The following is a 26,341-nucleotide window of genomic DNA, read 5'->3' as shown; positions in this document are numbered from 1 at the left end:
GTCGCCGCGTCCGTCCTTCGTGCTCGTCAGCGGGAACAGATCACGCTGACGAGCATGAAGGAAGCGAAGAAGGATCCCTCGGAAAGAGAGGTGAACCAGCGACGGCCACCTTCTTCGTCGATGTGACCTTCCTGGATGGCCTGTTGCAGGTTGCGGCCCAGTCCCAGTGTGTGATCCGCGTCCTGGAAGTCGAGGAAGACCGGTGCCGTGGCGATCACCGTCTCGACGGTGAAGCCGGCTTGCTCTGCGTGGCGGGCGAGGCTGCGGCCGATGGTGGCGTGCCGGACCACTTCCGAGGTGGTGTAGCGCGTGAAGGCGCGGCTTGTGCCGAGATCCTCCGCGTCGACGACCAAGGTATCCCCATCAGGCTCGGCAAGACCGATCCGCGCACCTGGCCGGGTGACCGAGTGGAGTTGTGCCAGGACATCGGCGGGCTCGACGACGTGCATGAGAACCCGGTCGATCTTGGCCCGGTCCACTGACCCCGGCGCGACGGGCAGGGAATGAGCGTCTCCCTCCCGGATCTCCACTGCCGACAGGTCTGCCGTGCGCCGACGGGCCTCGACGAGCATCGCCGGGTCACGGTCGACCCCGATCACCGTGCCCCTGACGCCGACGCGTTCGGCCAGCTCCGGCAGGTCGGCGCCCGGACCGCATCCCACGTCGAGTGCCGTCTGCCCCGGCTGGACGTCCAGCAGGTTCATCAACTCCCGCTTGTAGCCGCGGCCGGCGCCGGCTGCCGCTCGGAGCATGTAGGCGGCTTGGTCAGGTCGGGACGCACCAAGAGTCGTTGACATGCGGAGGAGTCAAGCACTGCGGCTGATGGCTGGGCTGCTCAGCGGAGAGGGAACCGGTCAGGTCTGCGCCATGTCCACGAAACGGGAGTAGTGGCCCTGGAAAGCGACCGTGATGGTCGCCGTCGGGCCGTTTCGGTGCTTGGCCACGATCAGGTCGGCCTCGCCCGCGCGCGGGGACTCCTTCTCGTACGCGTCCTCACGGTGCAACAGGATGACCATGTCGGCGTCCTGCTCGATGGAACCCGACTCACGCAGGTCGGAGACCATCGGCTTCTTGTCGGTGCGCTGCTCGGGGCCACGGTTGAGCTGGGAGAGCGCGATGACCGGCAACTCCAGTTCCTTGGCGAGCAGCTTGAGGTTACGGGACATGTCCGAGACCTCCTGCTGACGGCTCTCCGCCCGCTTGGAACCGCCGGACTGCATCAGCTGGAGGTAGTCGATGACGACCAGCCGCAGGTCGTTGCGCTGTTTCAGCCGACGGCACTTGGCACGGATTTCCATCATCGACAGGTTCGGGGAGTCGTCGATGTAGAGCGGGGCCGCCGACACGTCCGGCATCCGGCGCGCCAGGCGGGTCCAGTCCTCGTCGGTCATCGTGCCGGACCGCATGTGGTGGAGGGCTACCCGGGCTTCGGCGGACAGCAGGCGCATCGCGATCTCGTTGCGCCCCATCTCGAGCGAGAAGACCACACTCGGCAGGTTGTTCTTGATGGACGCGGCACGGGCGAAGTCCAGCGCGAGCGTGGACTTGCCCATCGCGGGACGCGCGGCGATGACGATCATCTGCCCGGGGTGCAGCCCGTTGGTGAGCGAGTCGAAGTCCGTGAACCCCGTGGGCACACCGGTCATCTCGCCGCTGCGGGAGCCGATCGCCTCGATCTCGTCGAGCGCGCCCTCCATGATGTCGCCGAGCGGGAGGTAGTCCTCACTGGTGCGCTGTTCCGTGACGGCGTAGATCTCGGCCTGCGCCCGGTTGACGATCTCGTCGACGTCGTCGTCGGCCGCGTACCCCATCTGTGTGATGCGGGTACCTGCCTCGACCAGGCGGCGCAGCACGGCGCGCTCGTGCACGATCTCCGCGTAGTACGCCGCGTTGGCCGCCGTGGGCACCGTCTGGACGAGGGTGTGCAGATACGAGGCACCGCCGACCTTGTTGATCTCACCGCGCTTGGTCAGTTCCGCGGCGATCGTGATGGGGTCGGCCGGCTCGCCCTTCGCGTAGACGTCGAGAATGGCTGTGTAGACGGTTTCGTGAGCCGGCTTGTAGAAGTCGTGGCCCTTGAGGATCTCCACGACATCGGCGATGGCGTCCTTGGACAGCAGCATGCCGCCCAGAACGGACTGCTCGGCCTCGAGGTCCTGCGGCGGCACCCGCTCGAACGTGGAGCCCGTGCCGTCCCATCCGCCGGAATCCCGGCCACGGTCGTGCTGCTCGTCACGGCCTCGGCCTCCGTCCTCACGGCGTCGGGAAGCGGGCAGACGATCACTGGGTCCGCTGTCGGCCCACGGGTCGTCCAAGGGCTCGGAAATGCTCACCGAGCCACCTCCTCCCGTCCGCCGAGCGGACCTCGCCGTGCCCTCTTTCTACGGCACGGCACTGACAAATAGGACACCCGACTCCGGTTGTCGCGCGCCGGTTTTATGACTTTTTGGAAACCGGCAGACGGAGCGGGCGCCGGACCACCGTAGGCCTGTCTGCACCGTCAGCCAATCTGGTTATCCACAGGGCATGTGGACGACCGGCCCAATGCTGTGGAGAAGTCCGCCAAACCTGTGCACGACCCGGTGGACAGCCCTGTGAACAAGACCCGAGTTGATCCGCAAGAAGGGCTTTGACCTGGCACTTCATCATCCACCGCCTGTGCAGAACAAAAAAATTTCCTCTCCGGCCAAGATCCCCTCAAGTGCTGTATGCAAGCACACACCCTGCGCCATGACGTAAGGGTCTATGGAGCATTGCATCTCTTACCTGTGGACGATTAGATTGGTGCGCATGACACAGGCCCCCGCGCGCCCTCGAGCCGCCCGACGACAGCACGACCGCGAGATCGTCATGCTGGCCGTACCGGCATTCGGCGCCCTCGTCGCCGAACCCCTCTTCGTCATGGCAGACAGCGCCATCGTCGGCCATCTCGGCACAGCACAGCTCGCCGGACTCGGCATCGCCTCGGCCCTCCTGATGACCGCCGTCAGTGTCTTCGTCTTTCTCGCCTACGCCACCACGGCCGCTGTCGCCCGGCGAGTCGGTGCCGGTGACCTCCCCTCAGCCATCCGCCAGGGCATGGACGGAATCTGGCTCGCCCTGTTCCTCGGGGCCGGCGTCGTCGCCGTGATGCTGCCCACGGCACCCGCCCTCGTGGAGCTGTTCGGCGCCTCGGACACCGCGTCCCCCTACGCGATCACCTATCTGCGTATTTCCTCACTCGGCATACCGGCCATGCTGATCGTGCTCGCCGCGACCGGTGTCCTGCGCGGGCTGCAGGACACCAGGACCCCTCTCTACGTCGCCGTCGGCGGCTTCGCCGCCAACGGCGTTCTCAATGTCGCGCTGGTCTACGGCGCCGGTTTCGGTATCGCGGGCTCCGCCTGGGGCACGGTCATCGCCCAGTGGGGCATGGCTGCCGTCTATCTGGTCGTGGTACTGAAGGGCGCGCGCGCACACGGTGCCTCACTACGCCCGGACCTCGCGGGTATCAGAGCTTCTGCCCAGGCTGGTGCGCCCTTGCTGGTACGGACCCTCTCGCTCAGAGCCATTCTGATGATCACCACCGCCGTCGCCGCCCGACTCGGCGATTCCGACATCGCGGCTCACCAGATCATCCTCTCCCTGTGGAGCCTGCTCGCCTTCGCGCTGGACGCCATCGCGATCGCCGGGCAGGCCATCATCGGCCGCTACCTGGGAGCCGGAGACGTCCAGGGGGCCCGCCAGGTGTGCCGTCGCATGGTGGAGTGGGGTTTCGGGGTCGGGGCCGTCCTCGGCGTGGTCGTGGTGCTCGCCCGGCCGGTCTTCCTGCCCCTGTTCACCAGCGATTCCACGGTCACGGACACGGCACTGCCGGCTCTGATGATCGTCGCGCTGTCCCAACCGATCTCCGGCATCGTCTTCGTGCTGGACGGGGTACTGATGGGTGCGGGCGACGGGCCGTACCTGGCGTGGGCGATGCTGGTCACCCTGGCGGTATTCACTCCGTTCGCCCTGCTGGTCCCGGCGTTCGGAGGTGGGCTCACCGCGCTGTGGGGGGCGATGACGCTCATGATGACCGTTCGGCTGCTGACCCTGTGGTTCCGTACCCGATCGGGCCGCTGGCTCGTCACCGGTGCCGCACGCTGACCGTTTCGCGTGAAGCCACGCGTTTCACGTGAAACGGCGATGGGGCCGCACCTGAAAGGTGCGGCCCCATCCCACTGCTACAACGAGCAGCACTTACTCCGAGACAACCTCGAGGTCGACCTTGGCGGCAACCTCGGGGTGCAGACGCACGAACGTCTCGTGGGCGCCGAGGGTCTTGATCGGCGCGCCGAGCTCGATGCGACGCTTGTCGACCTGGGGGCCGCCGGCGGCCTTGATCGCGGAAGCGATGTCGGCCGGCGTGACGGAACCGAAGAGACGACCGGCGTTGCCGGAGCGGACCGCGAGGCGGACCTTGACGCCCTCGAGCTGGGCCTTCACCTGGTTGGCCTGCTCGATGGTCTGGATCTCGTGGATCTTGCGAGCGCGACGAATCTGCTCGACGTCCTTCTCGCCACCCTTGGTCCAGCGGATCGCGAGCTTCCGCGGAACCAGGTAGTTGCGAGCGTAACCGTCCTTGACGTCGACGACGTCGCCCGCGGCACCGAGGCCGGAGACCTCGTGGGTGAGGATGATCTTCATGATTCGGTCACCCTTCCCTTATCGCGCGGTGGAGGTGTAGGGCAGCAGCGCCATCTCACGGCTGTTCTTGACAGCCGTGGCGACGTCGCGCTGGTGCTGGGTGCAGTTACCGGTCACGCGACGGGCACGGATCTTGCCGCGGTCGGAAATGAACTTCCGCAGCATGTTCGTGTCCTTGTAGTCCACGTACGTGACCTTGTCCTTGCAGAATGCGCAGACCTTCTTCTTCGGCTTGCGCACAGGCGGCTTCGCCATGATGTATCTCCTGTGTGATCAAGAAGTGTGGTGCGGCCCCGCCTAGAAGGGGGGCTCGTCCGAGTAGCCGCCGCCACCGCCGCTGCCGGAGCCTCCGCCCCAGCCGCCGCCCTGGCCGCCGCCACCCTGCTGGCCGCCGGCGGGAGCGCCGGATGCCCAGGGGTCGTCGGCCGGAGCGCCGCCACCCTGCTGGCCGCCGCCGGAGCCTCCGCCCCAGCTGCCACCACCCTGGTTGCCGCCACCGCTGTAACCACCCTGGCCACCGCGGCCCGTGGTCTTGGTGACCTTGGCCGTGGCGTTGCGCAGACTGGCGCCGACTTCTTCGACGTCCAGTTCGTAGACCGTGCGCTTGACGCCCTCACGGTCCTCGTAGGACCGCTGCTTCAGCCGGCCCTGCACGACGACGCGCATGCCTCGCTGGAGCGACTCGGCGACGTTCTCCGCCGCCTGACGCCAGACCGAGCAGGTCAGGAACAGGCTCTCGCCGTCCTTCCACTCGTTCGTCTGACGGTCGAAGGTGCGGGGAGTCGACGCGACACGGAACTTCGCGACGGCCGCACCGGACGGGGTGAAGCGCAGCTCGGGGTCATCGACAAGGTTGCCGACGACCGTGATGACGGTCTCGCCTGCCATGGGGGAACCTCTCGGCGGGTTTGCTGCTGGCTGCTTGTACTGCTACTCGGATCCCGGGACCAGCTGAGCGGAAGGGCTCAGTGGTTCTCGGGGCGGAGGACCTTGGTCCGGAGGACCGACTCGTTCAGGTTCATCTGGCGGTCGAGCTCCTTGACGACCGCAGGCTCGGCCTGCAGATCGATGACCGAGTAGATGCCCTCGGGCTTCTTCTTGATCTCGTACGAGAGACGACGACGCCCCCAGGTATCGATCTTCTCGACCTTTCCGCCGCCATCCCGGACGACAGAAAGGAAGTTCTCGATCAGCGGGGAGACAGCGCGCTCCTCGAGATCGGGGTCGAGGATGACCATCACCTCGTAGTGACGCATGTGGAACCCACCTCCTTTGGACTCAGCGGCCACGGTCGTTCCGTGGCAGGAGGGTCGTGATGCGTTGCGCAACGATGCCTGTCAGTAGAGCAGCCGCCACTGACAATGAGGTCGGGTGACGGTTTCTCCAGGCCGACCGGGACGGACCCATGGCCCTGTCCTGAACGTGACTGGATCTGTCCGGACAGACACCGGTGCAGACGGTACAGAGTACCCGCACAGCGGCTTCCGGTTGAAATCCGGTCCGGAAGCCCGTCAGTCTGTACACATCGGGTGTGTACGGCGCTACGATGCGCCGCCTTTCGCAGGAGGTGCCCATGGCACAGGCAACGCGACCCAATACCGCCGGAGGCCTTTTCGCCACGGACGGCAAGCCCCACCCAGTCCAGGTCGCCCTGCTCGCGGCAACCCTGGTGCTGGGGGTCACGTCCCTTGTCACCGCGATGTTCCAGCATCTGCACCTGCTCAGCTCCTGGACCGGCCTGGTGGGCATCCTCACCGGCGCGTACGGCCAGTGGATCTCGGAGACGACACGGGAGCGCTTCGGTCTGATCCTGGGGCTGGGCGCCTCGGCGATCGGTTTCTTCCTCGGCATGTCGAACGGCGGCCTGTTCGGCGGGCTCTTCGACTGACTCCGGGCCCCTCCTCCCGCATACCGTGGAGCGCCCCGGCCGTAACGGGCCGGGGCGCAGGCCCCCTGCGCCCAACCGAGGCGCACCCACGGCGCAGTAGGCTTCGCGCGAGAGCCGGAGCCCCTGAACCCATGGGGACACACCAGCCCGAGGAGCGCCCCGAATGAGCCTGACCCTGAGGACCATCAGCCGAGAGCAGCATCTGGCATACCTCCAGAGCCTGCCGTCGGCGAGTCACATGCAGGTCCCAGCCTGGTCGGACGTCAAAGCGGAATGGCGCGCGGAGAACCTCGGATGGTTCGACGACCGGACCGGTGAGATCGTCGGCGCCGGCCTCGTCCTCTACCGGCAGCTTCCCAAGATCAAGCGCTACCTGGCCTACCTCCCCGAAGGCCCGGTCATCAACTGGTTCGCGCCCAACCTTCAGGAGTGGATCGAGCCGATGCTCGCGCACCTGAAGCAGCAGGGCGCGTTCTCGGTGAAGATGGGGCCGCCGGTGATCATCCGGCGCTGGGAGGCGACGACCATCAAGAAGGGCATCCAGGACCCGGACGTGAAGCGTCTGCGCGACCTGGAGGCCGACTTCATCGAGCCCCGTGCCTTCGAGGTCGCCGACAAGCTGCGCCGTATGGGATGGCAGCAGGGCGAGGACGGCGGGGCCGGTTTCGGCGACGTACAGCCCCGCTACGTCTACCAGGTGCCGCTGGCGAACCGCTCCCTGGAAGAGGTCCACAAGAACTTCAACCAGCTGTGGCGCCGCAACATCAAGAAGGCCGAGAAGGCCGGTGTCGAGGTCGTCCAGGGCGGTTACCACGACCTGGAGGAGTGGCAGCGGCTGTACGAGATCACCGCCGTGCGCGACCGCTTCCGGCCGCGCCCGCTGTCGTACTTCCAGCGCATGTGGACCGCCCTCAACACCGAGGACCCCAACCGCATGCGGCTGTACTTCGCCCGGCACAACGGCGTCAACCTGTCGGCGGCGACGATGCTGATCGTCGGCGGTCACGTCTGGTACTCCTACGGCGCGTCCGACAACATCGGACGCGAGGTCCGGCCCTCGAACGCGATGCAGTGGCGGATGCTGCGCGACGCCTACGCGCTCGGTGCCACCGTCTACGACCTGCGCGGCATCTCGGACTCGCTGGACGAGACCGACCACCTCTTCGGCCTGATCCAGTTCAAGGTGGGCACGGGCGGCCAGGCCGCCGAGTACCTCGGTGAGTGGGACTTCCCGCTGAACAAGCTGCTCCACAAGGCGCTCGACATGTACATGTCGCGCCGCTGACACCGGCTCCGCGCACAGCTCGCTCCACCGGCTCCCACAGCTCTCACTCCTTCCCCACACCGCAGCCACGAGAAAGGTTCCAGGTCCGGCCATGGCGCTCACGCTTTACGTCGACACCGCGCGCTGGCGGGCGCATCACAAGCACGTGCAGCAGCAGTTCCCGGGACTCGTCCCGGTCTGCAAGGGCAACGGCTACGGCTTCGGACACGGGCGGCTGGCCGAGGAGGCCACCCGGCTGGGCTCGGACGTCCTCGCCGTCGGCACGACGTACGAGGCTGCTCGGATCAAGGACTGGTTCGGCGGCGATCTGCTCGTGCTGACGCCGTACCGGCGCGGCGAGGAGCCCGTCCCGCTGCCCGACCGGGTCATCCGCTCGGTTTCGTCGGTCGACGGCGTGTACGGCCTGGTCGGCGCCCGGGTGGTCATCGAGGTGATGTCCTCGATGAAGCGGCACGGGGTCAGCGAGCAGGATCTGCCCCAGCTGCACTCCGCCATAGAGAACGTCCGGCTCGAGGGTTTCGCCATCCATCTGCCCCTGGACCGCACCGACGGCTCGGACGCCGTCGAGGAGGTCATCGGCTGGATGGACCGACTCCGAGCAGCCCGCCTCCCCCTGCACACCATGTTCGTCAGCCACCTCAAGGCCGAGGAACTCGCCCGGCTGCAGCAGCAGTTCCCGCAGACGCGGTTCCGCGCCCGGATCGGCACGCGGCTGTGGCTGGGGGACCACGAGGCCACCGAATACCGCGGTGCCGTCCTGGACGTCACGCGCATAGCCAAGGGCGAGAGGTTCGGCTACCGGCAGCAGAAGGCCGCGTCCGACGGCTTCCTGGTGGTCGTGGCGGGAGGCACGTCGCACGGGGTGGGTCTGGAGGCTCCCAAGGCTCTGCACGGCGTCATGCCGCGCGCCAAGGGCGTCGCCCGCGCCGGACTGGCCACGGTGAACAGGAACCTCTCTCCGTTCGTCTGGGCCGGCAAGCAGCGCTGGTTCGCCGAACCGCCGCACATGCAGGTGTCGATCCTGTTCGTGCCCTCGGACGCGCCGGAACCGCAGGTCGGTGAGGAGTTGGTGGCCCACCTGCGGCACACCACCACCCAGTTCGACCGGATCCTCGACCGCTGAGCGGCACGAGGCGCGGAGAGGACGGAGCAGGCGGGGGAGACAGAGCCTGCGGAGGAGACAGAAGCAGCGCCTGAGCAGGCGCCAGGCAACGAGAAGGGCCGTGCACGGGAGTCCCGTACACGGCCCTTCCCTCGTGCCTTCACCAGCATCCGTGTGAGCTGTCATCGGACCGGCCACCAGCCGTTCGCTCAGAGCGAACCGCCCGGGGCGTCGGCCTTGCCCCACTCGACCTGCGATCCGTCGAGGCGCACGGCGTCCCGGGCGGGCCGAGCGGCAGGACCGAACACGAAGGCGTCCTCCGCTCCGTTCAGCACCCCGCCCGACGGGTCGTCGTCACCGGACCGCCTCACCGGGTCCCGGTCCGGCATCAGGATGTCGCGCACGATCATGACGCACAGGTAGAGCGTCCCGAGCAGGTGCAGAGCGATGGCCCAGTGGTAGCCGTCGGCGGGCAGTCCCTTGTGAGCGTCTCCGCTGGTCGTGTACGCGAGGTACATCCAGATGCCGAGGAAGTAGGCCACCTCGCAGGCCTGCCAGATCAAGAAGTCCCGCCACTTCGGCCGGGCCAGGGCGGCAAGGGGCACCAGCCACAGGACGTACTGGGGCGAGTAGACCTTGTTGGTGAGGATGAACGCGGCGACGACCAGGAAGACGAGCTGCGCGAAGCGCGGCCGGCGGGGAGCCGTGAGGGCCAGCGCGGCGACGCCTGCGCAGCACAGCAGCATCAGCAGCGTGGCAAGGGTGTTGACGGTCTCGGTACTGAGCGGGTCGGACGAGTTCTGAGCGATGATCAGCCAGAAGGACCCGAAGTCGACGCCCCGCTCCTGGCTGAACGTGTAGAACTTCGACCAGCCGTCGAAGGCGAAGAACATCACCGGCCCGTTCACCACGGCCCAGGCGACGACGGCACCGCCCAGAGCCTTCCCGAACTCCCGCCACCGTCCGGCACGCCAGCACAGCACCAGCAACGGCCCCAGGAGGAGCACGGGGTAGAGCTTGGCGGCCGTGGCCAGCCCCAGGAGGACCCCGAAGGCGAGAGGTCGGCTGCGCGACCACATGAGCATCGCGGCGGCTGTCAGCGCGACCGCCAGCAGGTCCCAGTTGATGGTCGCGGTCAGGGCGAAGGCCGGCGCCAGGGCGACCAGCAGGCCGTCCCAGGGCCGCCGGGCGTGCGTACGAGTCACGCAGACGGCGATGACGGCCGCGCACACCATGAGCATCCCGGCGTTGACCATCCAGTACCACTGCTCCTGGTCCTGAATGCTCCCACTGCCGGGGGTGAGCCAGGACGCGACCTCCATGAACACACCGGTCAGCACCGGGTACTCGAGGTACTGCATGTCGCCGGGGAGCCGGTCGAAGTACGGTACAAGGCCGTCGGCGAAGCCCCGCCCCTGGTAGAGGTGCGGGATGTCCGAGTAGCACGCGTGGGTGTACTGGGAGCCGGCGCCGAAGAACCACGCGCCGTTGTAGCAGGGAGCCTTCTGGACCAGGCCCAGGGTGAACATACCGATCGCCACGAGCGCGATCACCCGGACCGGGGTCCACCAGGACGTCCCCAGCAGGGCACGCCGCCCGAGCGGACCGCCGATCAGCTCACTGCCGGCCTTGGCGACCTTGTCCTCCCGGGTCGGCTCCACCAGCTCCGGCTCGTGGACGCTCGCTCGCGTCGATTCTCCACTGGGCATGCCGCACATCCTGCCGTACGCGCCGGGGCCTATGGCGAGGGCCGCCGCACCCGAGGGTACGGCGGCCCATGTTTCACGTGAAACACCCAAGTCGGGCGAAAGTGCGGCTATCCGGCCGGGCCTCCGAAGAGACCGCCATTACCGCTTCCGTTGCCGTTGCCGTTGCCCCGGTTGGCGCCTTCCTCTTCCGACTCCGAAGCCGACGGCGAACCGGTCACCCCGCCGTCCGTGCCACCGGCGTCCGAGCCTCCTGGCCCTGTACCGCCCGTGTCGTCCTCGTCCTCACAGTTGAAGTCGAAGACCCTGCAGGTGGCGGTCTCGGACGGCGTGGGGCGGCTGGGCTCCGGCTCCGGCTCCGAAGTGGTCGGAGACGCCGACGGAGTCTCCTCCTCGGTCTCGGTGGGGGAGGGAGCCGCGGTCGGGGACGGAGTGTCGTTGATGATCTCGCCGATGGGCTCCGGCGTCGGGAAGGGCACCGACTTCTGGTCCTTCAGCGCCTCCTCCATGTAGTCCGCCCAGATCTCGGACGGGAACGAGGCACCGTGGATCGACTCCTGGCCACCTGTTCCGTACATCTCCAGGAACTGGCGGTTCTTGATGGTCTCGTCGTCGGGGTACCGGAACATGCTGATCGCGGTGGACAGCTGCGGGGTGTAGCCGACGAACCAGGCGGACTTGTTGCCGTCCGTGGTACCGGTCTTGCCGGCCACCTCGCGGCCCTCGAGCTGGGCGTTGGTGCCGGTTCCTTCCTCGACGACGGTCTTCAGGACGTCCGTGACGTTGTCGGCGACCTTGGCGGTGAACGCCTGCTTGGTCTTGGTCCTGTGGGTGTAGACCGTGCCGTCCTTGCTCGTCACCTTCTTGACCGAGAACGGATCGCGCTGGTCGCCGCTGGCCGCGAAGGTGGCGTACGAACCCGCCATACGGATCGCGCTGGGGCTGGAGGTACCGAGGGAGAACGACGGGTAGTTCGCTCCGGCGAGGCTGTTCTTCAGGATCCCGGACTCCACCGCGGCGCTCTCCACCTTGTCCAGACCGACATCCACGCCGAGCTGGACGAAGGCGGAGTTCACCGAGAGCCGCATCGCCTCACGAAGATCGATCTTGTAGTCGGGCGCGGTGCCGAGGGTCTCGTCGCCGTCGTTGACCTGCTCCCACTGCTCACCCTTCTCGTTCTGCCAGATCGACCCGTCGTATTCCTTGATCTTGAGCTTGTTCTTACCGCTGTACAGGCTCTTCTCGGACACCTTCGTACGCTCGTCCTGGGCCTGTACCGGGTCCCCGTCGGGGTCCCTGACGCCCCACTGCATGGCGGCCGCCAGCACGTACGGCTTGAACGTCGAGCCGACCTGGGCACCGGTCGCGTCGGCGTTGTTGGTGAAGTGCTTGGTCGCGTCGGTGCCGCCGTAGATGGCCTTGATCGCACCGGTCGCAGGATCCACCGAAGCTCCGCCGAACTGGACGTGCGTGTCCTCTTTCGGGCGCTCCTCGGGCTTGATGTTCTTCTTGTAGACCTTCTTGACCGCCTTCTCGAGCTCCTCGACCTTCTTCCTGTCGAAGGTCGTGTAGATCGAGTAGCCGCCCTTTTCCAGCTGGCGGGCGGTGATACCGGTTTCCTCGCTGTTGTTGACGATGTACGCCTTGGCGAGGTCCACGAGGTAACCGATCTGCCCGCTCAGCGCGGTGTTCGACCGGGGGTTCTGCCACTTGGGCAGCTTGGTGTACTTGGCCCTGGTCGCGGGATCCAGCTCGCCGTACTCGACCATCTTCTTCAGTGTGTCCTGCATCTGGGTCAGGGCACGCTTCTGGTTCTTCTTGGGAGTGGCACCGACCGGGTCGATGGAGGTCGCACCGGCGGGGTCGTAGTAGGTGGCGCCCTTGAGGATCGCGGACAGGAAGGCGCACTCGCCCTCGTTGAGCTTGATTGCCTCCTTGTCGAAGTACGCGCGGGCGGCGGCCTGGATCCCGTAGGCCCCACGTCCGTAGTACGCCGAGTTCAGGTAGCCCTTGAGGATCTCGTCCTTGTCGACGGTGGTGCCCACCTTGATCGAGACGAACATCTCCTTGAACTTGCGGGAGAGCGTCTGCGACTGGTCGTCCAGCATGGCGTTCTTGACGTACTGCTGGGTGATCGTGGATCCGCCCTGCGTTTCGCCGCCCGTGGCCATGTTGAGCATGGCGCGGGCGATGCCCCTGGGGTCGATGCCGTTGTCGTCGTAGAAGGTCTTGTTCTCCTGGGAGATGACAGCGTTCTGCATCGCCTTGGGGATCTGCTCGAGATTGACGATCTGACGGTTGCGCTCACCACCCGTCGCGACCATCTGCTTGCCGTCGGCCCAGTAGTAGACGTTGTTCTGCGCCTCGGCCGTCTTGGCGATGTCCGGCACGTTCACCATCGCGTACCCGATCCCCGCGGCGGCCACCATGCTGCCGAAGAACGCGATACACAGCCCGGTGACGAACTTCCAGGAGGGCATCCAACGGCGCCAGCCGTACTTGTCATGGCGTGGGTAATCGATGATCCGCTTCTCGCCGGGAGGCGCCGACCGCCCCCGGCCGGGCCCGGTGGAACCGGCCCGGCGGCCCCCGCCTCTCTGTGCCGCGCGTCGCGCTTCGGCGCGGCTTCCATGGGTATGGTCCTCACCACCCGAGTCGCGGGAGTCCGACCCATAGGAATCGGACGGAGACCCGGTGGCGCCTCGCGGTGCCGCGCGGCGGCCGGAGGACGGGCCGGACTGGCCGCGTCGGGCCGCGGCACGTCCGCCTCCCTGCGGCTGCTGCGGTTTGCGACGGTGCTCGCTCATCGAACGACTACTCCTCGGGCAGGCGCATTCTCGCGCGCCTGGAAACGGCAACTGGTTTCCGGTCCCCCCGAAGTACGGATGCGGTGGACTCCGCATTCATCCCGTACTGCACCAGGGACGAGGACGCCCCCACGCGTAACTCGGTTCCCGGTGTTGTGCATGGCGCACAGACTACGCACCACCAAAACCCGCCGAGCACAGAAGTTCAGCTCAAATCAGGCAACTTGCTCGCATTGAATCGATGATGTGACCCCGTTCACCCCACCCCCTCTTGCCCCAGCCGCGAGGCCGTTCTATCGTCGTGATGTATCGAGTCGATACATCAGCTCGGCATAAAGATGGCGACGAGCCACCCGAGAGACCGTCACGGCACGACCGCGGCAGAGAGGAGGCGACGATGAGCCGGCGTTCCGGGATCCTTGAGTTCGCCGTCCTCGGTCTGCTCCGCGAGTCCCCGATGCACGGCTATGAGCTGCGCAAACGACTCAATACGTCACTGGGTGTGTTCCGTGCCTTCAGCTACGGAACGCTCTACCCCTGCCTCAAGACGCTGGTCGCCAACGGCTGGTTGATCGAGGAACCGGGGAACACCACCGAGGACGCCCTCGCCGCTCCGCTCACGGGCCGCCGCGCCAAGATCGTCTACAGGTTGACGGCCGACGGCAAGGAGCACTTCGAGCAGCTGCTCTCCCAGACGGGCCCCGACGCGTACGAGGACGAGACCTTCGCCGCGCGGTTCGCCTTCTTCGGACAGACATCACGCGACGTACGCATGCGTGTACTGGAAGGCCGCCGCAGCCGGCTGGAGGAGCGCCTGGAAAAAATGCGCGCTTCGCTGACCCGGACCCGGGAGCGTCTCGACGACTACACGCTCGAGCTCCAGCGCCACGGCATGGAGTCCGTGGAGCGGGAAGTGCGCTGGCTGAACGAGCTCATCGAGAGCGAGCGGGCCGGACGGAACCTGAAAGGTCCCGCCTCCGGGGCGCCCCCTCGACAGGACACCACATCTGGAACGTCGGGCGACCTGCCCCGGCCCGGGGACAACCCCCGGCCCGGTTCGCCCGACGACACCGCCACGTGAGTCCCGCTCAGGGCCTCACTCGTACACACAGGGAGCAACCGGAATGGGTTCGGTTCGCGTAGCCGTCGTAGGCGTGGGCAACTGCGCCGCGTCACTGGTGCAGGGCGTCGAGTACTACAAGGACGCCGACGCGGCGTCCAAGGTGCCGGGCCTGATGCACGTCCAGTTCGGCGATTACCACGTCCGCGACGTCGAGTTCGTCGCCGCTTTCGACGTGGACGCCAAGAAGGTCGGCCTCGACCTCGCTGACGCCATCGGCGCCTCCGAGAACAACACCATCAAGATCTGCGACGTCCCCAGCACCGGTGTGACGGTCCAGCGCGGCCACACCCTCGACGGTCTCGGCACGTACTACCGGGCCACCATCGAGGAGTCCGCCGAGGAGCCGGTCGACGTCGTCCAGGTCCTCAAGGACAAGCAGGTCGACGTCCTGGTCTGCTACCTGCCCGTCGGTTCCGAGGACGCGGCGAAGTTCTACGCCCAGTGCGCCATCGATGCCAAGGTCGCCTTCGTCAACGCCCTCCCGGTGTTCATCGCCGGCACCAAGGAGTGGGCGGACAAGTTCACCGAGGCCGGTGTGCCGATCGTCGGTGACGACATCAAGTCCCAGGTCGGCGCCACCATCACGCACCGCGTCATGGCGAAGCTGTTCGAGGACCGCGGTGTCGTCCTGGACCGCACGATGCAGCTGAACGTCGGCGGCAACATGGACTTCAAGAACATGCTCGAGCGGGAGCGCCTGGAGTCCAAGAAGATCTCCAAGACGCAGGCCGTCACCTCCCAGATCCCCGACCGGGACCTCGGCGAGAAGAACGTCCACATCGGCCCGTCCGACTACGTCCCGTGGCTGGACGACCGCAAGTGGGCCTACGTGCGCCTCGAGGGCCGCGCGTTCGGTGACGTCCCGCTGAGCCTGGAGTACAAGCTCGAGGTCTGGGACTCCCCGAACTCCGCCGGTGTCATCATCGACGCCCTGCGTGCCGCGAAGATCGCCATGGACCGCGGCATCGGCGGCCCCATCCTGTCGGCCTCCTCTTACTTCATGAAGTCCCCGCCGGTGCAGTACTTCGACGACGAGGCCCGGGTGAACGTCGAGAAGTTCATCGCGGGTGAGATCGAGCGCTAGGACCCGCCTCCTGCGGGTGAGGACCTGACGTGCGGGTGATCGAGGGTCCCCGGGGCGTATGTCCCGGGGACCCTCCCCGTGTGTGAGGCTGTGCCCCATGGCCGTCGTCCGTGACCTGCGCGTCCTGCTGCGTTTTCAGGGCTTCAGACGCCTGCTCGCCGTCCGGCTGCTCTCCCAGGGCGCCGACGGCGTCTTCCAGGTCGCACTCGCCTCCTACGTGGTCTTCTCCCCGGAGAAGCAGACGTCAGCCGCGGCGATCGCCTCCGCGATGGCGGTCCTGCTGCTCCCCTACTCCTTGGTCGGCCCCTTCGCCGGGGCCCTGCTCGACCGCTGGCGTCGCCGCCAGGTCTTCCTGTACGGCAACCTGCTGCGCGCGCTGATGGCCTCGGTGACCGCCGTCCTGATCCTCGGCCAGGTCCCGGACTGGCTGCTCTTCGCCTCCGCCCTGTGCGTGACCGCCGTCAACCGCTTCGTCCTCGCCGGCCTCTCCGCCGCGCTGCCGCGCGTGGTGGACTCCGAACGGCTGGTCGTCGCCAATTCCCTCTCCCCGACCGCCGGAACGCTCGCCGCGACCGCGGGCGGCGGACTCGCCTTCCTCGTACGCCTGGTCGTCTCCGACTCCGATGCGGCCGTGGTGCTCGTGGGTGCGGTGCTGTACCTGTGCGCGGCTCTGGCATCGCTGCGCATCGCGAAGGAACTGTTGGGCCCCGCCCGGGCACTGGTGCGGCCGGGGCTGGCCACAGCGCTCACCGGCACCGCTCACGACCTGCTGGCAGGCCTGCGCCACCTGGCAGCGCCCTCGCGCAGGGAAGCCGCGTGGGCGCTTGCCGCGATGTCCCTGATGAGGTTCTGCTACGGTGCCATGCTCGTCATGCTGCTGATGCTGTGCCGGTACGCCCTGACCGACACGACGGAGGAAGGACTCGCCCTCCTGGGCCTGGCAGTGGGTGTGTCCGGTGCCGGTTTCTTCGTCGCTGCCGTCGTGACCCCCTGGGCCGCGGGGCGCTTCGGGCCCGGCGGCTGGATCATGCTGTGCGCGGCGGCCGCCGCGGTCCTGGAGCCCGTGTTCGGCCTGCCCTTCGCCAGTGGCCCCCTGCTGATCGGGGCATTCGTCCTGGGCCTGACCACCCAGGGCGCGAAGATCGCCACGGACACCATCGTCCAGTCCACCGTCGACGACGCCTTCCGTGGCCGGATCTTCTCCCTCTACGACGTCCTGTTCAACGTGGCCTTCGTCGGTGCCGCCGCAGTGGCGGCCCTGATGCTACCGCCGGACGGCCGATCGGTCCCTCTAGTGGTAACAATCGCCGTTATCTACGGGGCAGTAGCTGTGGCTATCAGCCGTTTTGAACGACAGTAAGTGTCACATCAATGCCACAGAGCTCCCGCACGGGAGGACGCTGTCAGTGGTGCCCGGTAACTTACGTGCGTCTGATCAACGCACAATTCGCGCCACGCACTCGCGTTACAGGGGGACTTCCACGTGACCACTCCGCCGCCTCAGGGCAACCCGTTCGCTCAGGGCCAGCAGCAGCCCCAGGGCCAGAATCCCTTCGCCCAGGGTCAGCCGGGCTTTCCCCAGCAGGCCGGCCAGCCTGGATTCCCCCCGCAGGGCGCCCCCGTCCCCCCTGAGCAGCCGCGCCGCAAGATCGGCTTCAAGACGATCAAGAACATCGTCATCGCCGTGGTAGTGGCCGGTGTGGCCATCGGCGGTTTCATCGCCAGCCGGGACGATGCCAACACCGCCGCGGTCGGCGACTGCATGCACCGCGGCAGCACCAGTGACAACGATCCCGACCTCGAGGTCGTCGACTGCAACTCCTCGGACGCTCAGTACGAGGTGCTGGCCAAGATCGACGGTTCGTTCCTCTCCGACACTCTGGCTTCCAGCAAGTGCGAGGCCGAGGCCAAGGAATTCCAGTACGTGTACACCCAGAGTGGCGACGGCAAGGACTTCCTGCTCTGCCTGAAGGACTACAAGAAGTAAGGCAGGATGCGCGGAGGGGCGGTGTCTCACGTGAGACACCGCCCCTCCGCGCATCCTGAACCGGCTCATGTTTCACGTGAAACATGAGCCGGTTCCACGCTCTCAGCCCTGCTGCCCGGCCCACCACTCCTTGAGGGCCGCCACCGCCGCGTCGTATTCCATCGGGCCGTTCTCCAGCCGCAGTTCCAGCATGTGCTGGTACGCCTGACCGACGGCCGGCCCGGGGCTGACTCCGAGGACCTCCATGATCTGGTTTCCGTCGAGGTCCGGACGGATGGCGTCCAGCTCCTCCTGTTCCTGAAGCTTCGCGATCCGCCCCTCCAGACCGTCGTACGCACGCGAGAGGGCGGCCGCCCTGCGACGGTTGCGCGTCGTGCAGTCCGAGCGGGTCAGCTTGTGGAGCCGACTCAGGAGTGGCCCCGCGTCGCGGACGTAACGGCGGACGGCGGAGTCCGTCCACTCTCCCGTGCCGTAGCCGTGGAACCGCAGGTGGAGCTCTACCAGGCGCGAGATGTCCTTCACCAGCTCATTGGAGTACTTGAGGGCCGTCAGGCGCTTCTTCGTCATCTTCGCCCCCACCACTTCGTGGTGGTGGAACGAGACCCGGCCGTCACTCTCGAAGCGGCGCGTGCGCGGCTTGCCGATGTCGTGCAGCAGGGCCGCCAGGCGGAGGGTCAGGTCGGGGCCGTCGTCCTCCAGGGCCATCGCCTGCTCCAGGACGATCAGCGTGTGTTCGTAGACGTCCTTGTGCCGGTGGTGTTCATCGCTCTCCAGACGGAGGGCCGGCAGTTCGGGCAGCACATGGTCGGCAAGCCCGGTATCGACGAGCAGAGTCAGTCCCTTGCGGGGGTAAGCGGACAGAACCAGTTTGTTCAGCTCGTCCCGTACCCGTTCGGCGGAGACGATCTCGATGCGTCCGGCCATCTCCCGCAAGGCTGCGACCACCTCGGGAGCCACCTCGAAATCGAGCTGAGCGGCGAAGCGCGCGGCCCGCATCATCCGCAACGGGTCGTCCGAGAAGGAGGCCTCGGGGGTGCCCGGCGTCCGCAGCACACCTGCCGCGAGATCGCCCAGACCACCGTGCGGATCGATGAACTCCTTCTCGGGCAGCGCGACGGCCATCGCGTTCACGGTGAAGTCACGGCGGACGAGGTCCTCCTCGATGGAGTCGCCGTACGCCACCTCGGGCTTGCGTGACGTGCGGTCGTACGCCTCCGAGCGGTAGGTCGTCACTTCGATCTGAAAGCTTCGATCGACACCTCCGACACGGGCCTCCTTCTGGGCCCCGACCGTGCCGAAGGCGATACCCACTTCCCAGACGGCGTCCGCCCACGGACGGACGATCTTCAGAACGTCCTGCGGGCGGGCGTCGGTGGTGAAGTCCAGGTCGTTACCGAGTCGGCCGAGCAGCGCGTCCCGGACCGAGCCGCCGACCAGAGCAAGGGAGAACCCGGCCTCCTGGAAGCGGCGGGCAAGGTCGTCGGCGACCGGGGCGACACGCAGCAGTTCATTCACCGCTCGGTCCTGCACCTGGCTCAGGGCACTGGTTTGTTCGTTGGCGTTCGGCACAACAGAAAAGGGTACGTGGCTCGGGCGGCCGGAAGCTCCTCCATTGATCTGCCCGGCCCCTCCCACGGTCTCCGCACAGGGCCGGCGCCCGGGACACGGAGAGCGCCCCCTTATACGGCCACATACAGGACAGTGCGGCGGCTGACCTGATCTTGTGGACCGGTCCGCGGCACTCAGCCTCACCGGGCATCGTTACCATGCGTGGACGCACATACGACGACCACTGACGACGAGGGACGGGCGAGCACGTGGCCGAGGCGGCAGACTTCCAGGGGACGCATCCCTCACCTGCCCGCCGCTGGCTGCGGCGCACCGGCACCCTGTTCGCCGGAGTCCCCCTGCTGACGGGACTGCTCCAGTGGCCCGCCGTGTCCCCGGCGGCCGCCGTGGGGAGCTCCGCGCAGGCCGTTTCCGGCGCGGGCTCGGTCTCCGTCTCCGTGAACTCGCTCACGCCCGGCGTTCCCGGCGAGGACGACACCGTCACGGTCTCCGGCACGGTGACCAACAAGGGCAAGCAAGCCGTCACCGACGCCCACGTCGGTCTGCGGGTGGGCCCTCTGCTGAACACCCGCTCCGGGATCGACAACGTCGTCCGGAACAGCGACGACGTCCAGAGCGTCATCGGCCCGGAGGTCGATGACAAGTACACCCAGGAGTACGCCGAGCTCACGCCCGGCGTCTCACAGCGTTTCAGCATCTCCGTCCCGGTGGACGAGATGAGCCTCGGAGAGAACGGCGTCTACCAGGTGGCCGTGGCCCTCTCCGGGCAGACCGCCGCGCAGCCCTGGGAACAGACCCTCGGGGTGCGGCGGACCCTCCTGCCGTGGCAGCCCGACGAAGTCGACACGAAGACGAGCACGACATTTCTGTGGCCGCTGATCTCCACGGTCCACACGACGGCGGAGACCGGTTCCAACGAGCAGCAGACTCCGGTTCTCCGTGACGACGACCTGGCCAAGGAGATCGCCCCGGGCGGCCGTCTGGACCGGATGGTGGCGCTGGGCAAGAACCTCGACATCACCTGGGTGATCGATCCGGATCTGCTGGCATCCGTCGACGCGATGACCGAGAGCTACGAGGTCCAGGGCTCGGGTGACACCACCACGGCCGGCAGCCATCAGGCCGCCGCCAAGCGGTGGCTCGCCAACGTACAGAGCGCGGTGAAGGGCAAGGAGGTCGTCGCGCTGCCCTTCGGCGATCCGGATCTGGCCTCCCTCGCCCACAACGGCACCTCGGTCACCGGCTCCCTGAGTCATCTCAAGGAGGCCACGGACGTCGTCGTCAACACGGTGGAGCCGATCCTCCACGTGAAACCGACCACGGACTTCGCCTGGCCCGTAAACGGCGCGGTGGACCCCTCCATCGTCAAGGTCGCCACCTCCGCCGGAGCCGACAAGGTGATCGCCCGCAGCGACACCTTCCGGGAGACCGGCGACCTGTCGTACACGCCCTCGGCCGCCCGCCCCATCGGCGGCGGCACCACGGCGATCGTCGCGGACGCCCCGCTGTCCACCGTGTTCCAGGGCGACATGACCAAGGCCTCCACCTCCACGCTCGCCGTGCAGCGGTTCCTGGCCCAGAGCCTGGCGCTGGGCCTCCAGACCAGCCGGCAGCGCAGCGTCGTCGTCGCACCGCAGCGCACCCCCACCGCCAGCCAGGCCCAGACGATGGCCGAGGCGCTGAAGGCCGTCCAGGACGGGAACTGGTCGAAGTCCGAGGACCTCACCGCTGCCGCGAAGGCCGAACCGGACCCTGCCGCCACCACCGAGGTCCCAGCGGCCTCCTCGTACCCCTCCTCGCTGCGCAAGCAGGAGCTGCCACGGTCCGCGTTCGAGCAGGTCGCGAGGACTCAGGACAAGCTCGACGCGTTCAAGATGATCCTCTCGGATCCGTCCCGGGTCGTGACTCCGTTCGGCCGGGCCCTGAACCGCGGGATGTCCGTCTCCTGGCGCGGCCGGATCGCCGAGGCCGCCACCTACCGCAGCGGGGTCGAGGCGTATCTCGACGGACTTCTCGACCAGGTGAAACTGATCGACAAGTCGGAGACGAAGCTCTCCGGCCGCAGTGCCACCATCCCCGTAACCGTCCAGAACAACCTGGTGCAGGGCGTCGAGAACCTGACGCTGCGGCTCACCTCGACCAACCCGACCCGCCTCGAGATCAGCGGCGACACCTACGAGGAGCAGCCGATCACCGTCTCCGGCGGGCACAGCCAGTCGGTGAAATTCACCACGTCCGCCAACGCCAACGGCCGGGCCACGGTGATCGCCCAGCTGTACACACAGGACGGCCAGAAGTACGGCGAGCCCGTCACCTTCGACGTCAAGGTCACCGAGATCACCGCCACGGTGATGCTGGTCATCGGCGGTGGCGTGCTGTTGCTCGTCCTCGCCGGCTTCCGGATGTACACGCAACGCAAGCGTGCCGCGGCCCGCGAGGCCCAGGAAGCCCAGGAGCAGAACCGCGTGCAGGACGAGAGTCCCGACAGCCCGCAGAACCCGGGCACCCCCGCGGAACGTCCTACCGAGAAGCCGGAGAGCGGCCCTGGGACGAAGGAACCGGAAACCGGCTCGGAGACGGACGGCCCGGAGCAGCCGAGTGACCCGGTATCGGACACCGCACCGGAAAACGCAGGCCCGTCCGGCACGGGTGAGAGAGTGGACCGTTGAGGATGCCGTGGCCGGTGGGCCCGGGACGATGAGGTGGGGTAACCATGAACGCGCCGTACGACGGTGACCGCGGCCATGCCGCGGGCAACTCGGGCCATCCCGAGTCGGACCCCCAGGGGGGCCCGCCGCCCGGTCACGACCAGGCGCCGCAGCCGCCCGCCGACCCGTACCTCCAGGACGCCTACGACCAGGACCCCTACCGGGCGCAGGACATCGCCGCCCAGGACCCGGTCGCCGAAGCCCTGTACGACCGCGCGGCACACCCCCCGCCCCCACCGGGCACCTACCCCCCTCAGCAGCCGCTGTACGGGCAGCCGCCCCGGTCGCCCTACGCGCCCGACCCCCGGGTGTGGGCCCAGGCCCCCGCGCCGGAGCCGGACGGCCCGTCCCGACACCTTCCACACGGGGACGACCCCCGCACGACGCAGTTCGTGGGCGTGGACGACTTGGTCGGCCAGGTCGGGGAGCAACGTCATGAGCCCGACGCCTTCGCCCACCTCTTCCGCGACCAGCAGCAGGGCGGGGGGCACCCCGGCCGGCCCTACGAGTCCGCGCCCGGCCCGGCCTCCGCGGCCCCCGGCCACTACGCGGGCGCCACGCCGCCTCCGGTCGCCGAGGCCCCCGCGCCGGAACCGGCTCCCGCGGCGCCCGCGAAGAAGGGCGGCCGGGCCGGGGGGCTGCTGAAGTCCAGTGCCGTGATGGCGGCGGGCACGATGGTGTCCCGCCTCACGGGTTTCATCCGGTCCGCGCTGATCGTCTCGGCGCTCGGCCTGGGCCTCCTCGGCGAGGGGTTCCAGGTCGCGTACCAGTTGCCGACCATGATCTACATCCTCACCGTCGGCGGCGGCCTCAACTCCGTCTTCGTGCCGCAGCTCGTCCGCGCCATGAAGGACGACGCCGACGGCGGCGTCGCGTACGCCAACCGGCTGCTGACCCTCGTGATGGCGGCCCTGGCCGCGCTCACCGCCGCCGCGTGGCTCGGCGCGCCGCTCCTCGTCCGGGCGCTGTCGAACCCGGTCGCCTCCGACCCCGCGGCCAACGAGGTCGCCGTCACCTTCACCCGCTACTTCCTGCCCTCGATCTTCTTCATGGGCGTGCACGTGGTGATGGGCCAGATCCTCAACGCGCGCGGCCGGTTCGGCGCGATGATGTGGACCCCGGTCCTCAACAACATCGTCATCATCGTGACGCTCGGTACGTTCATCTATGTCTACGGCACCGCCGCCAACTCGCAGATGACCGTCACGAGCATCCCGCCGGAGGGCCAGCGTCTCCTCGGCATCGGTATCCTGCTCGGCCTCGTCGTCCAAGCGCTGGCCATGATCCCGTACCTGCGCGAAACGGGATTCCGTATCCGTCTGCGCTTCGACTGGAAGGGCCACGGGCTGGGCAAGGCGGCGATGCTCGCCAAGTGGACCATCCTTTTCGTGCTCGCCAACCAGGCGGGCGCGCTGGTGGTGACCCAACTGTCCACCGCTGCCCTCCTTGACTCCGGCGTCCAGGGCACCGGCTTCGCCGCCTACGCCAATGCCCAGCTGATCTGGGGCCTGCCCCAGGCCATCATCACCGTCTCCCTGATGGCCGCCCTGCTGCCCCGTATCTCCCGCTCGGCGGCAGAGGACGACGGCGGCGCCGTCCGGGACGACATCTCCCAGGGCCTGCGCACCACGGCCGTCGCGATCGTGCCGATCGCCTTCGGCTTCATCGCGCTCGGCATCCCGATGTGCACCCTGATCTTCGGCTCCTCGGGCATCAGCTCAGCGACCAACATGGGCTACATGCTGATGGCCTTCGGCCTCGGCCTGATTCCCTACTCCGTGCAGTACGTCGTCCTGCGTGCCTTCTACGCCTACGAGGACACCCGAACTCCCTTCTACAACACGGTCATCGTGGCCGCGGTCAACGCGGTCGCCTCGGCGGCCTGCTACTTCGTCCTCCCGGCCCGCTGGGCCGTGGTCGGCATGGCCGCCTCGTACGGTGTGGCCTACGCGGCCGGCGTCGGTATCGCCTGGCGGCGGCTGCGCACGAAGCTGGGCGGAGACCTGGACGGCGCCCGCGTCCTGCGGACGTACGCCCGGCTGTGCATCGCCTCGGTTCCGGCCGCTCTCCTCGCCGGTGCGGCCTGCTACGGGATCGGGCGCACCCTCGGTCAGGGCGCCGGCGGTTCCTTCGCCGCGCTGCTGGTCGGTGGAGCCGTACTGCTCGGCGTCTTCTTCGTCGCCGCGCGCCGGATGCGCATCGTGGAGGTCAACTCGCTGGTCGGTATGGTCCGGGGGCGGCTGGGACGCTGAGGCGGGGGTAGGCGCACAACCATCGTCGGCCCTTGCGTGTCGTGCATAGCGGCGGACTGTGGGCACAATTGGGTTCGGCGTCGGACGGCGCGTACGGGCCGTCGCACGACGCGTACATGGATGGGGAGGCAGGGAACGACGGTGGCGGAACGGAGCACAGCTGCCGTCGACGTGGCAGACAACAGCGACGACCAGTCGCTGACCGCGCAGGCGGACCAGTCCACGGCCGACGGGGTGGCCAAGAACCAGGAGCAGGAAACGGACAGCGACGCGGCACAGGAGAACACCGAGACCGGGATCGACGGTTCCGGGAAGATGCCGCCGCTCGAACTGCACAGCGGTCACAAGCTCGCCAGACGCTACCGCCTCGAGGAGTGCGTCACCCGTCTGGACGGATTCAGCAGTTGGCGTGCCGTGGACGAGAAGCTCCGCCGTGCCGTCGGCGTGCACATCCTGCCCGCGGATCACTCACGTGCCCGCTCCGTCCTGGCCTCGGCCCGTTCCTCCGCCCTGCTGAGCGACCCGCGCTTCGTTCAGGTCCTGGACGCCGTCGAGGAGAACGACGTCGTCTACGTCGTCCACGAATGGCTCCCCGACGCGACCGAGTTGACCGCCCTGCTGGCGGCCGGCCCGCTGGAGGTGTACGACGCCTACCAGATGGTCAGTCAGATTTCCTCCGCCATGGCCGCGGCCCACCGCGAGGGCCTCGCCCATCTGCGTCTGAACCCCAACGCCGTACTGCGCACTTCGACCGGTCAGTGGCGCATCCGCGGCCTCGCCGTGAACGCGGCGCTGCGGGGTGTCAGCTCCGACACCCCGCAGCGCACCGACACCGAGTCCATCGGTGCCCTCCTCTACGCCGCTCTCACCCAGCGCTGGCCGTACGAGAGCGACGCCTACGGCATGTCCGGCTTGCCGAAGGACATCGGCCTGATCTCGCCGGACCAGGTGCGGGCCGGTGTCCACCGCGGCCTGTCCGAGCTCGCGATGCGGGCGCTCGTCAACGACGGGGCCACCGCCTCGCGTCACGAGTCGCCGTGCACCACGCCGGAGGAACTGGTGAAGGCGATCGGCGAGATGCCCCGCATCCGCCCGCCGGAGCCCGCTTTCACCACTCCGCCCGAGTACCAGCGCACGACCTACCAGCAGGGCACGTACGGCCGCCCGGCGCCGCATCCCGGCGTCACCCAGCCGGTGCCGGCTCCGCCTCCTCCCCTGCAGAGCCGCACGGGCAAGGCACTGAAGTGGGCCGTCTCGGCCCTGCTGATCGCCGCGCTCGGCCTGGGCAGCTGGCAGCTGGCGGACGCCCTCATGGAACAGGGCGGCAAGGCGGACGACACGAACAAGACCCAGACGACGGACGAGAACGACAAGAGCAGCAGCGCACCCAAGCCGGCTCAGCCCATAGCCATCACGAGTGCCGGCGACTTCGACCCCATGGGCGACGGTTCCGAGAAGCCGTCCGATGTGGCGAAGGTTTATGACGATACTCCCGGTACGTACTGGCAGACCGACTTCTACCTGAGTTCGGACTTCGGCCGGCTCAAGCCCGGGGTCGGCGTCATCCTGGACCTCGGCAAGGTCCAGGAAGTCGGCGAAGTCACCGTTTCCTTCGTGGGGAACACCTCGGTCGAGCTTCGTGCCGCTCCCAGCAATGCAGGAGGGCGGCCGACGTCCTTGGACGGATTCACCGAGGTCGCCCAAGGGTCTGGCGAAAGCGTCATCCTCAAGCCCGAAGAGACGCTCAAGTCCCGGTACTTGCTGGTCTGGCTGACCGAGTTGCCGGTACAGGCGGACGACGGGAAATGGCGCGGCAGGGTCGTGGACGTCAAGGTGAGCAGCTGAACTCAGTGGACCGCACGGTCCGCGGTTACCGAAAACCGCGGACCGCCACTATTCGACCGCCTTCGGCGAGCAGCTTCCGAGCGGATTCACCTTGGCCGTCTGCAGGCTCAGAAACCTGTCCAGAACCGCCTCGCTGTCGTTGATCACACGCTTCTGCCTATCGGACTCCACGGCGTTCCTACGCATGACCAGGTCAACCTTCTTCCTGTAGAAGATGTCCCGCTGAGCGGCCACCTTTTCGTGACTCGTAAAAGGATTCTTTGAAACCGTCGAAGTCGATGGTTCGAGCGACCGTCGCACCCTCGGCATGGCTGTAG

The 26,341-nt window shown here is 67.7% G+C and carries 21 protein-coding genes; 11 read left to right on the top strand and 10 right to left on the bottom strand.

The genetic code is table 11. The features are described 5' to 3' along the window. Positions 1-26: 26 nt before the first annotated feature. Positions 27-752, bottom strand: a complete 726-nt coding sequence (locus tag OHB56_RS21500) for a methyltransferase domain-containing protein (protein WP_406355079.1) — start codon at positions 750-752, stop codon at positions 27-29. Positions 753-854: 102 nt separating this feature from the next. Beyond that, positions 855-2,333, bottom strand: coding sequence for a replicative DNA helicase (dnaB, locus tag OHB56_RS21495; RefSeq protein ID WP_406355077.1), 1,479 nt, complete (start codon positions 2,331-2,333; stop codon positions 855-857). 457 nt (positions 2,334-2,790) lie between these two features. Between dnaB and OHB56_RS21490 the strand changes: the two genes are divergently transcribed. Then, positions 2,791-4,128, top strand: a complete 1,338-nt coding sequence (locus OHB56_RS21490; protein WP_406355075.1) for an MATE family efflux transporter — start codon at positions 2,791-2,793, stop codon at positions 4,126-4,128. 93 nt (positions 4,129-4,221) lie between these two features. On the opposite strand, the gene rplI is transcribed toward OHB56_RS21490, so the two are convergent. The 4 genes from rplI to rpsF all read right to left on the bottom strand — a co-directional run bounded on the left by rplI (position 4,222) and on the right by rpsF (position 5,924). After that, complete coding sequence (rplI, locus tag OHB56_RS21485) at positions 4,222-4,668, bottom strand: 50S ribosomal protein L9 (RefSeq protein WP_055592318.1); 447 nt, start codon at positions 4,666-4,668, stop codon at positions 4,222-4,224. 18 nt (positions 4,669-4,686) lie between these two features. Further along, positions 4,687-4,923 (bottom strand): 30S ribosomal protein S18, encoded by a 237-nt coding sequence (gene rpsR / locus OHB56_RS21480; RefSeq protein WP_003949403.1) that lies wholly within the window; start codon positions 4,921-4,923, stop codon positions 4,687-4,689. 42 nt (positions 4,924-4,965) lie between these two features. Continuing rightward, positions 4,966-5,556: a single-stranded DNA-binding protein gene (locus OHB56_RS21475; RefSeq protein WP_406355073.1), complete on the bottom strand. Its 591-nt coding sequence runs from the start codon at positions 5,554-5,556 to the stop codon at positions 4,966-4,968. A gap of 77 nt (positions 5,557-5,633) precedes the next feature. Next, entirely contained in the window at positions 5,634-5,924 is a 291-nt protein-coding gene (rpsF, locus tag OHB56_RS21470; protein ID WP_055571119.1) for a 30S ribosomal protein S6, read from the bottom strand. 317 nt (positions 5,925-6,241) lie between these two features. Here rpsF and OHB56_RS21465 point away from each other — a divergent pair, with 317 nt between their 5' ends. The 3 genes from OHB56_RS21465 (at position 6,242) to OHB56_RS21455 (ending at position 8,964) form a co-directional block, all read left to right on the top strand. After that, positions 6,242-6,556 carry a hypothetical protein gene (locus OHB56_RS21465; RefSeq protein WP_406355071.1) on the top strand — a complete coding sequence of 105 codons (315 nt, stop codon included), beginning with the start codon at positions 6,242-6,244 and terminating at the stop codon, positions 6,554-6,556. Between the two features lie 163 nt (positions 6,557-6,719). Beyond that, positions 6,720-7,841, top strand: a complete 1,122-nt coding sequence (gene femX, locus OHB56_RS21460) for a peptidoglycan bridge formation glycyltransferase FemX (RefSeq protein ID WP_326753737.1) — start codon at positions 6,720-6,722, stop codon at positions 7,839-7,841. 91 nt (positions 7,842-7,932) lie between these two features. Then, a complete protein-coding gene (locus tag OHB56_RS21455) occupies positions 7,933-8,964 on the top strand; it encodes an alanine racemase (RefSeq protein ID WP_055592314.1) in 1,032 nt (343 codons plus the stop codon). 188 nt (positions 8,965-9,152) lie between these two features. Here the strand turns inward: OHB56_RS21455 and OHB56_RS21450 are convergent, their stop codons facing one another. Together OHB56_RS21450 and OHB56_RS21445 are read right to left on the bottom strand one after the other, a co-directional pair. Further along, the gene (locus tag OHB56_RS21450; RefSeq protein WP_406359173.1) at positions 9,153-10,661 is read right to left on the bottom strand and encodes a glycosyltransferase family 87 protein; all 1,509 of its coding nucleotides are present in this window, start codon (positions 10,659-10,661) and stop codon (positions 9,153-9,155) included. Positions 10,662-10,759: 98 nt separating this feature from the next. Further along, positions 10,760-13,456, bottom strand: a complete 2,697-nt coding sequence (locus tag OHB56_RS21445) for a transglycosylase domain-containing protein (protein WP_406355068.1) — start codon at positions 13,454-13,456, stop codon at positions 10,760-10,762. 397 nt (positions 13,457-13,853) lie between these two features. On the opposite strand from OHB56_RS21445, the gene OHB56_RS21440 reads away from it, so the two are divergent. From OHB56_RS21440 to OHB56_RS21425, 4 genes are all read left to right on the top strand, one after another. Then, positions 13,854-14,537 (top strand): PadR family transcriptional regulator, encoded by a 684-nt coding sequence (locus OHB56_RS21440; protein ID WP_406355066.1) that lies wholly within the window; start codon positions 13,854-13,856, stop codon positions 14,535-14,537. 43 nt (positions 14,538-14,580) lie between these two features. Continuing rightward, a complete protein-coding gene (locus OHB56_RS21435; RefSeq protein WP_406355065.1) occupies positions 14,581-15,663 on the top strand; it encodes an inositol-3-phosphate synthase in 1,083 nt (360 codons plus the stop codon). A gap of 97 nt (positions 15,664-15,760) precedes the next feature. Further along, a complete protein-coding gene (locus tag OHB56_RS21430) occupies positions 15,761-17,023 on the top strand; it encodes an MFS transporter (RefSeq protein ID WP_406355063.1) in 1,263 nt (420 codons plus the stop codon). Between the two features lie 123 nt (positions 17,024-17,146). Continuing rightward, the gene (locus tag OHB56_RS21425) at positions 17,147-17,650 is read left to right on the top strand and encodes a hypothetical protein (protein ID WP_406355062.1); all 504 of its coding nucleotides are present in this window, start codon (positions 17,147-17,149) and stop codon (positions 17,648-17,650) included. A gap of 102 nt (positions 17,651-17,752) precedes the next feature. Here the strand turns inward: OHB56_RS21425 and OHB56_RS21420 are convergent, their stop codons facing one another. Then, positions 17,753-19,219, bottom strand: a complete 1,467-nt coding sequence (locus OHB56_RS21420; protein WP_406355061.1) for a CCA tRNA nucleotidyltransferase — start codon at positions 19,217-19,219, stop codon at positions 17,753-17,755. A 248-nt stretch (positions 19,220-19,467) separates the two neighbouring features. On the opposite strand from OHB56_RS21420, the gene OHB56_RS21415 reads away from it, so the two are divergent. The 3 genes from OHB56_RS21415 (at position 19,468) to OHB56_RS21405 (ending at position 26,024) form a co-directional block, all read left to right on the top strand. Continuing rightward, positions 19,468-21,888, top strand: coding sequence for a DUF6049 family protein (locus OHB56_RS21415; RefSeq protein ID WP_406355060.1), 2,421 nt, complete (start codon positions 19,468-19,470; stop codon positions 21,886-21,888). A 44-nt stretch (positions 21,889-21,932) separates the two neighbouring features. Beyond that, complete coding sequence (murJ, locus tag OHB56_RS21410; protein WP_360030894.1) at positions 21,933-24,179, top strand: murein biosynthesis integral membrane protein MurJ; 2,247 nt, start codon at positions 21,933-21,935, stop codon at positions 24,177-24,179. 141 nt (positions 24,180-24,320) lie between these two features. Further along, positions 24,321-26,024 carry a protein kinase family protein gene (locus OHB56_RS21405; RefSeq protein ID WP_326753728.1) on the top strand — a complete coding sequence of 568 codons (1,704 nt, stop codon included), beginning with the start codon at positions 24,321-24,323 and terminating at the stop codon, positions 26,022-26,024. A 48-nt stretch (positions 26,025-26,072) separates the two neighbouring features. Here OHB56_RS21405 and OHB56_RS21400 read toward each other — a convergent pair whose 3' ends face one another. After that, positions 26,073-26,258 (bottom strand): hypothetical protein, encoded by a 186-nt coding sequence (locus tag OHB56_RS21400; RefSeq protein WP_326753727.1) that lies wholly within the window; start codon positions 26,256-26,258, stop codon positions 26,073-26,075. Between the last annotated feature and the right edge of the window lie 83 nt (positions 26,259-26,341).

Source organism: Streptomyces sp. NBC_01635, assembly GCF_045209715.1.
GTDB lineage: Bacteria > Actinomycetota > Actinomycetes > Streptomycetales > Streptomycetaceae > Streptomyces > Streptomyces hirsutus.
This window is presented reverse-complemented; position numbering and strand designations above follow the sequence as displayed.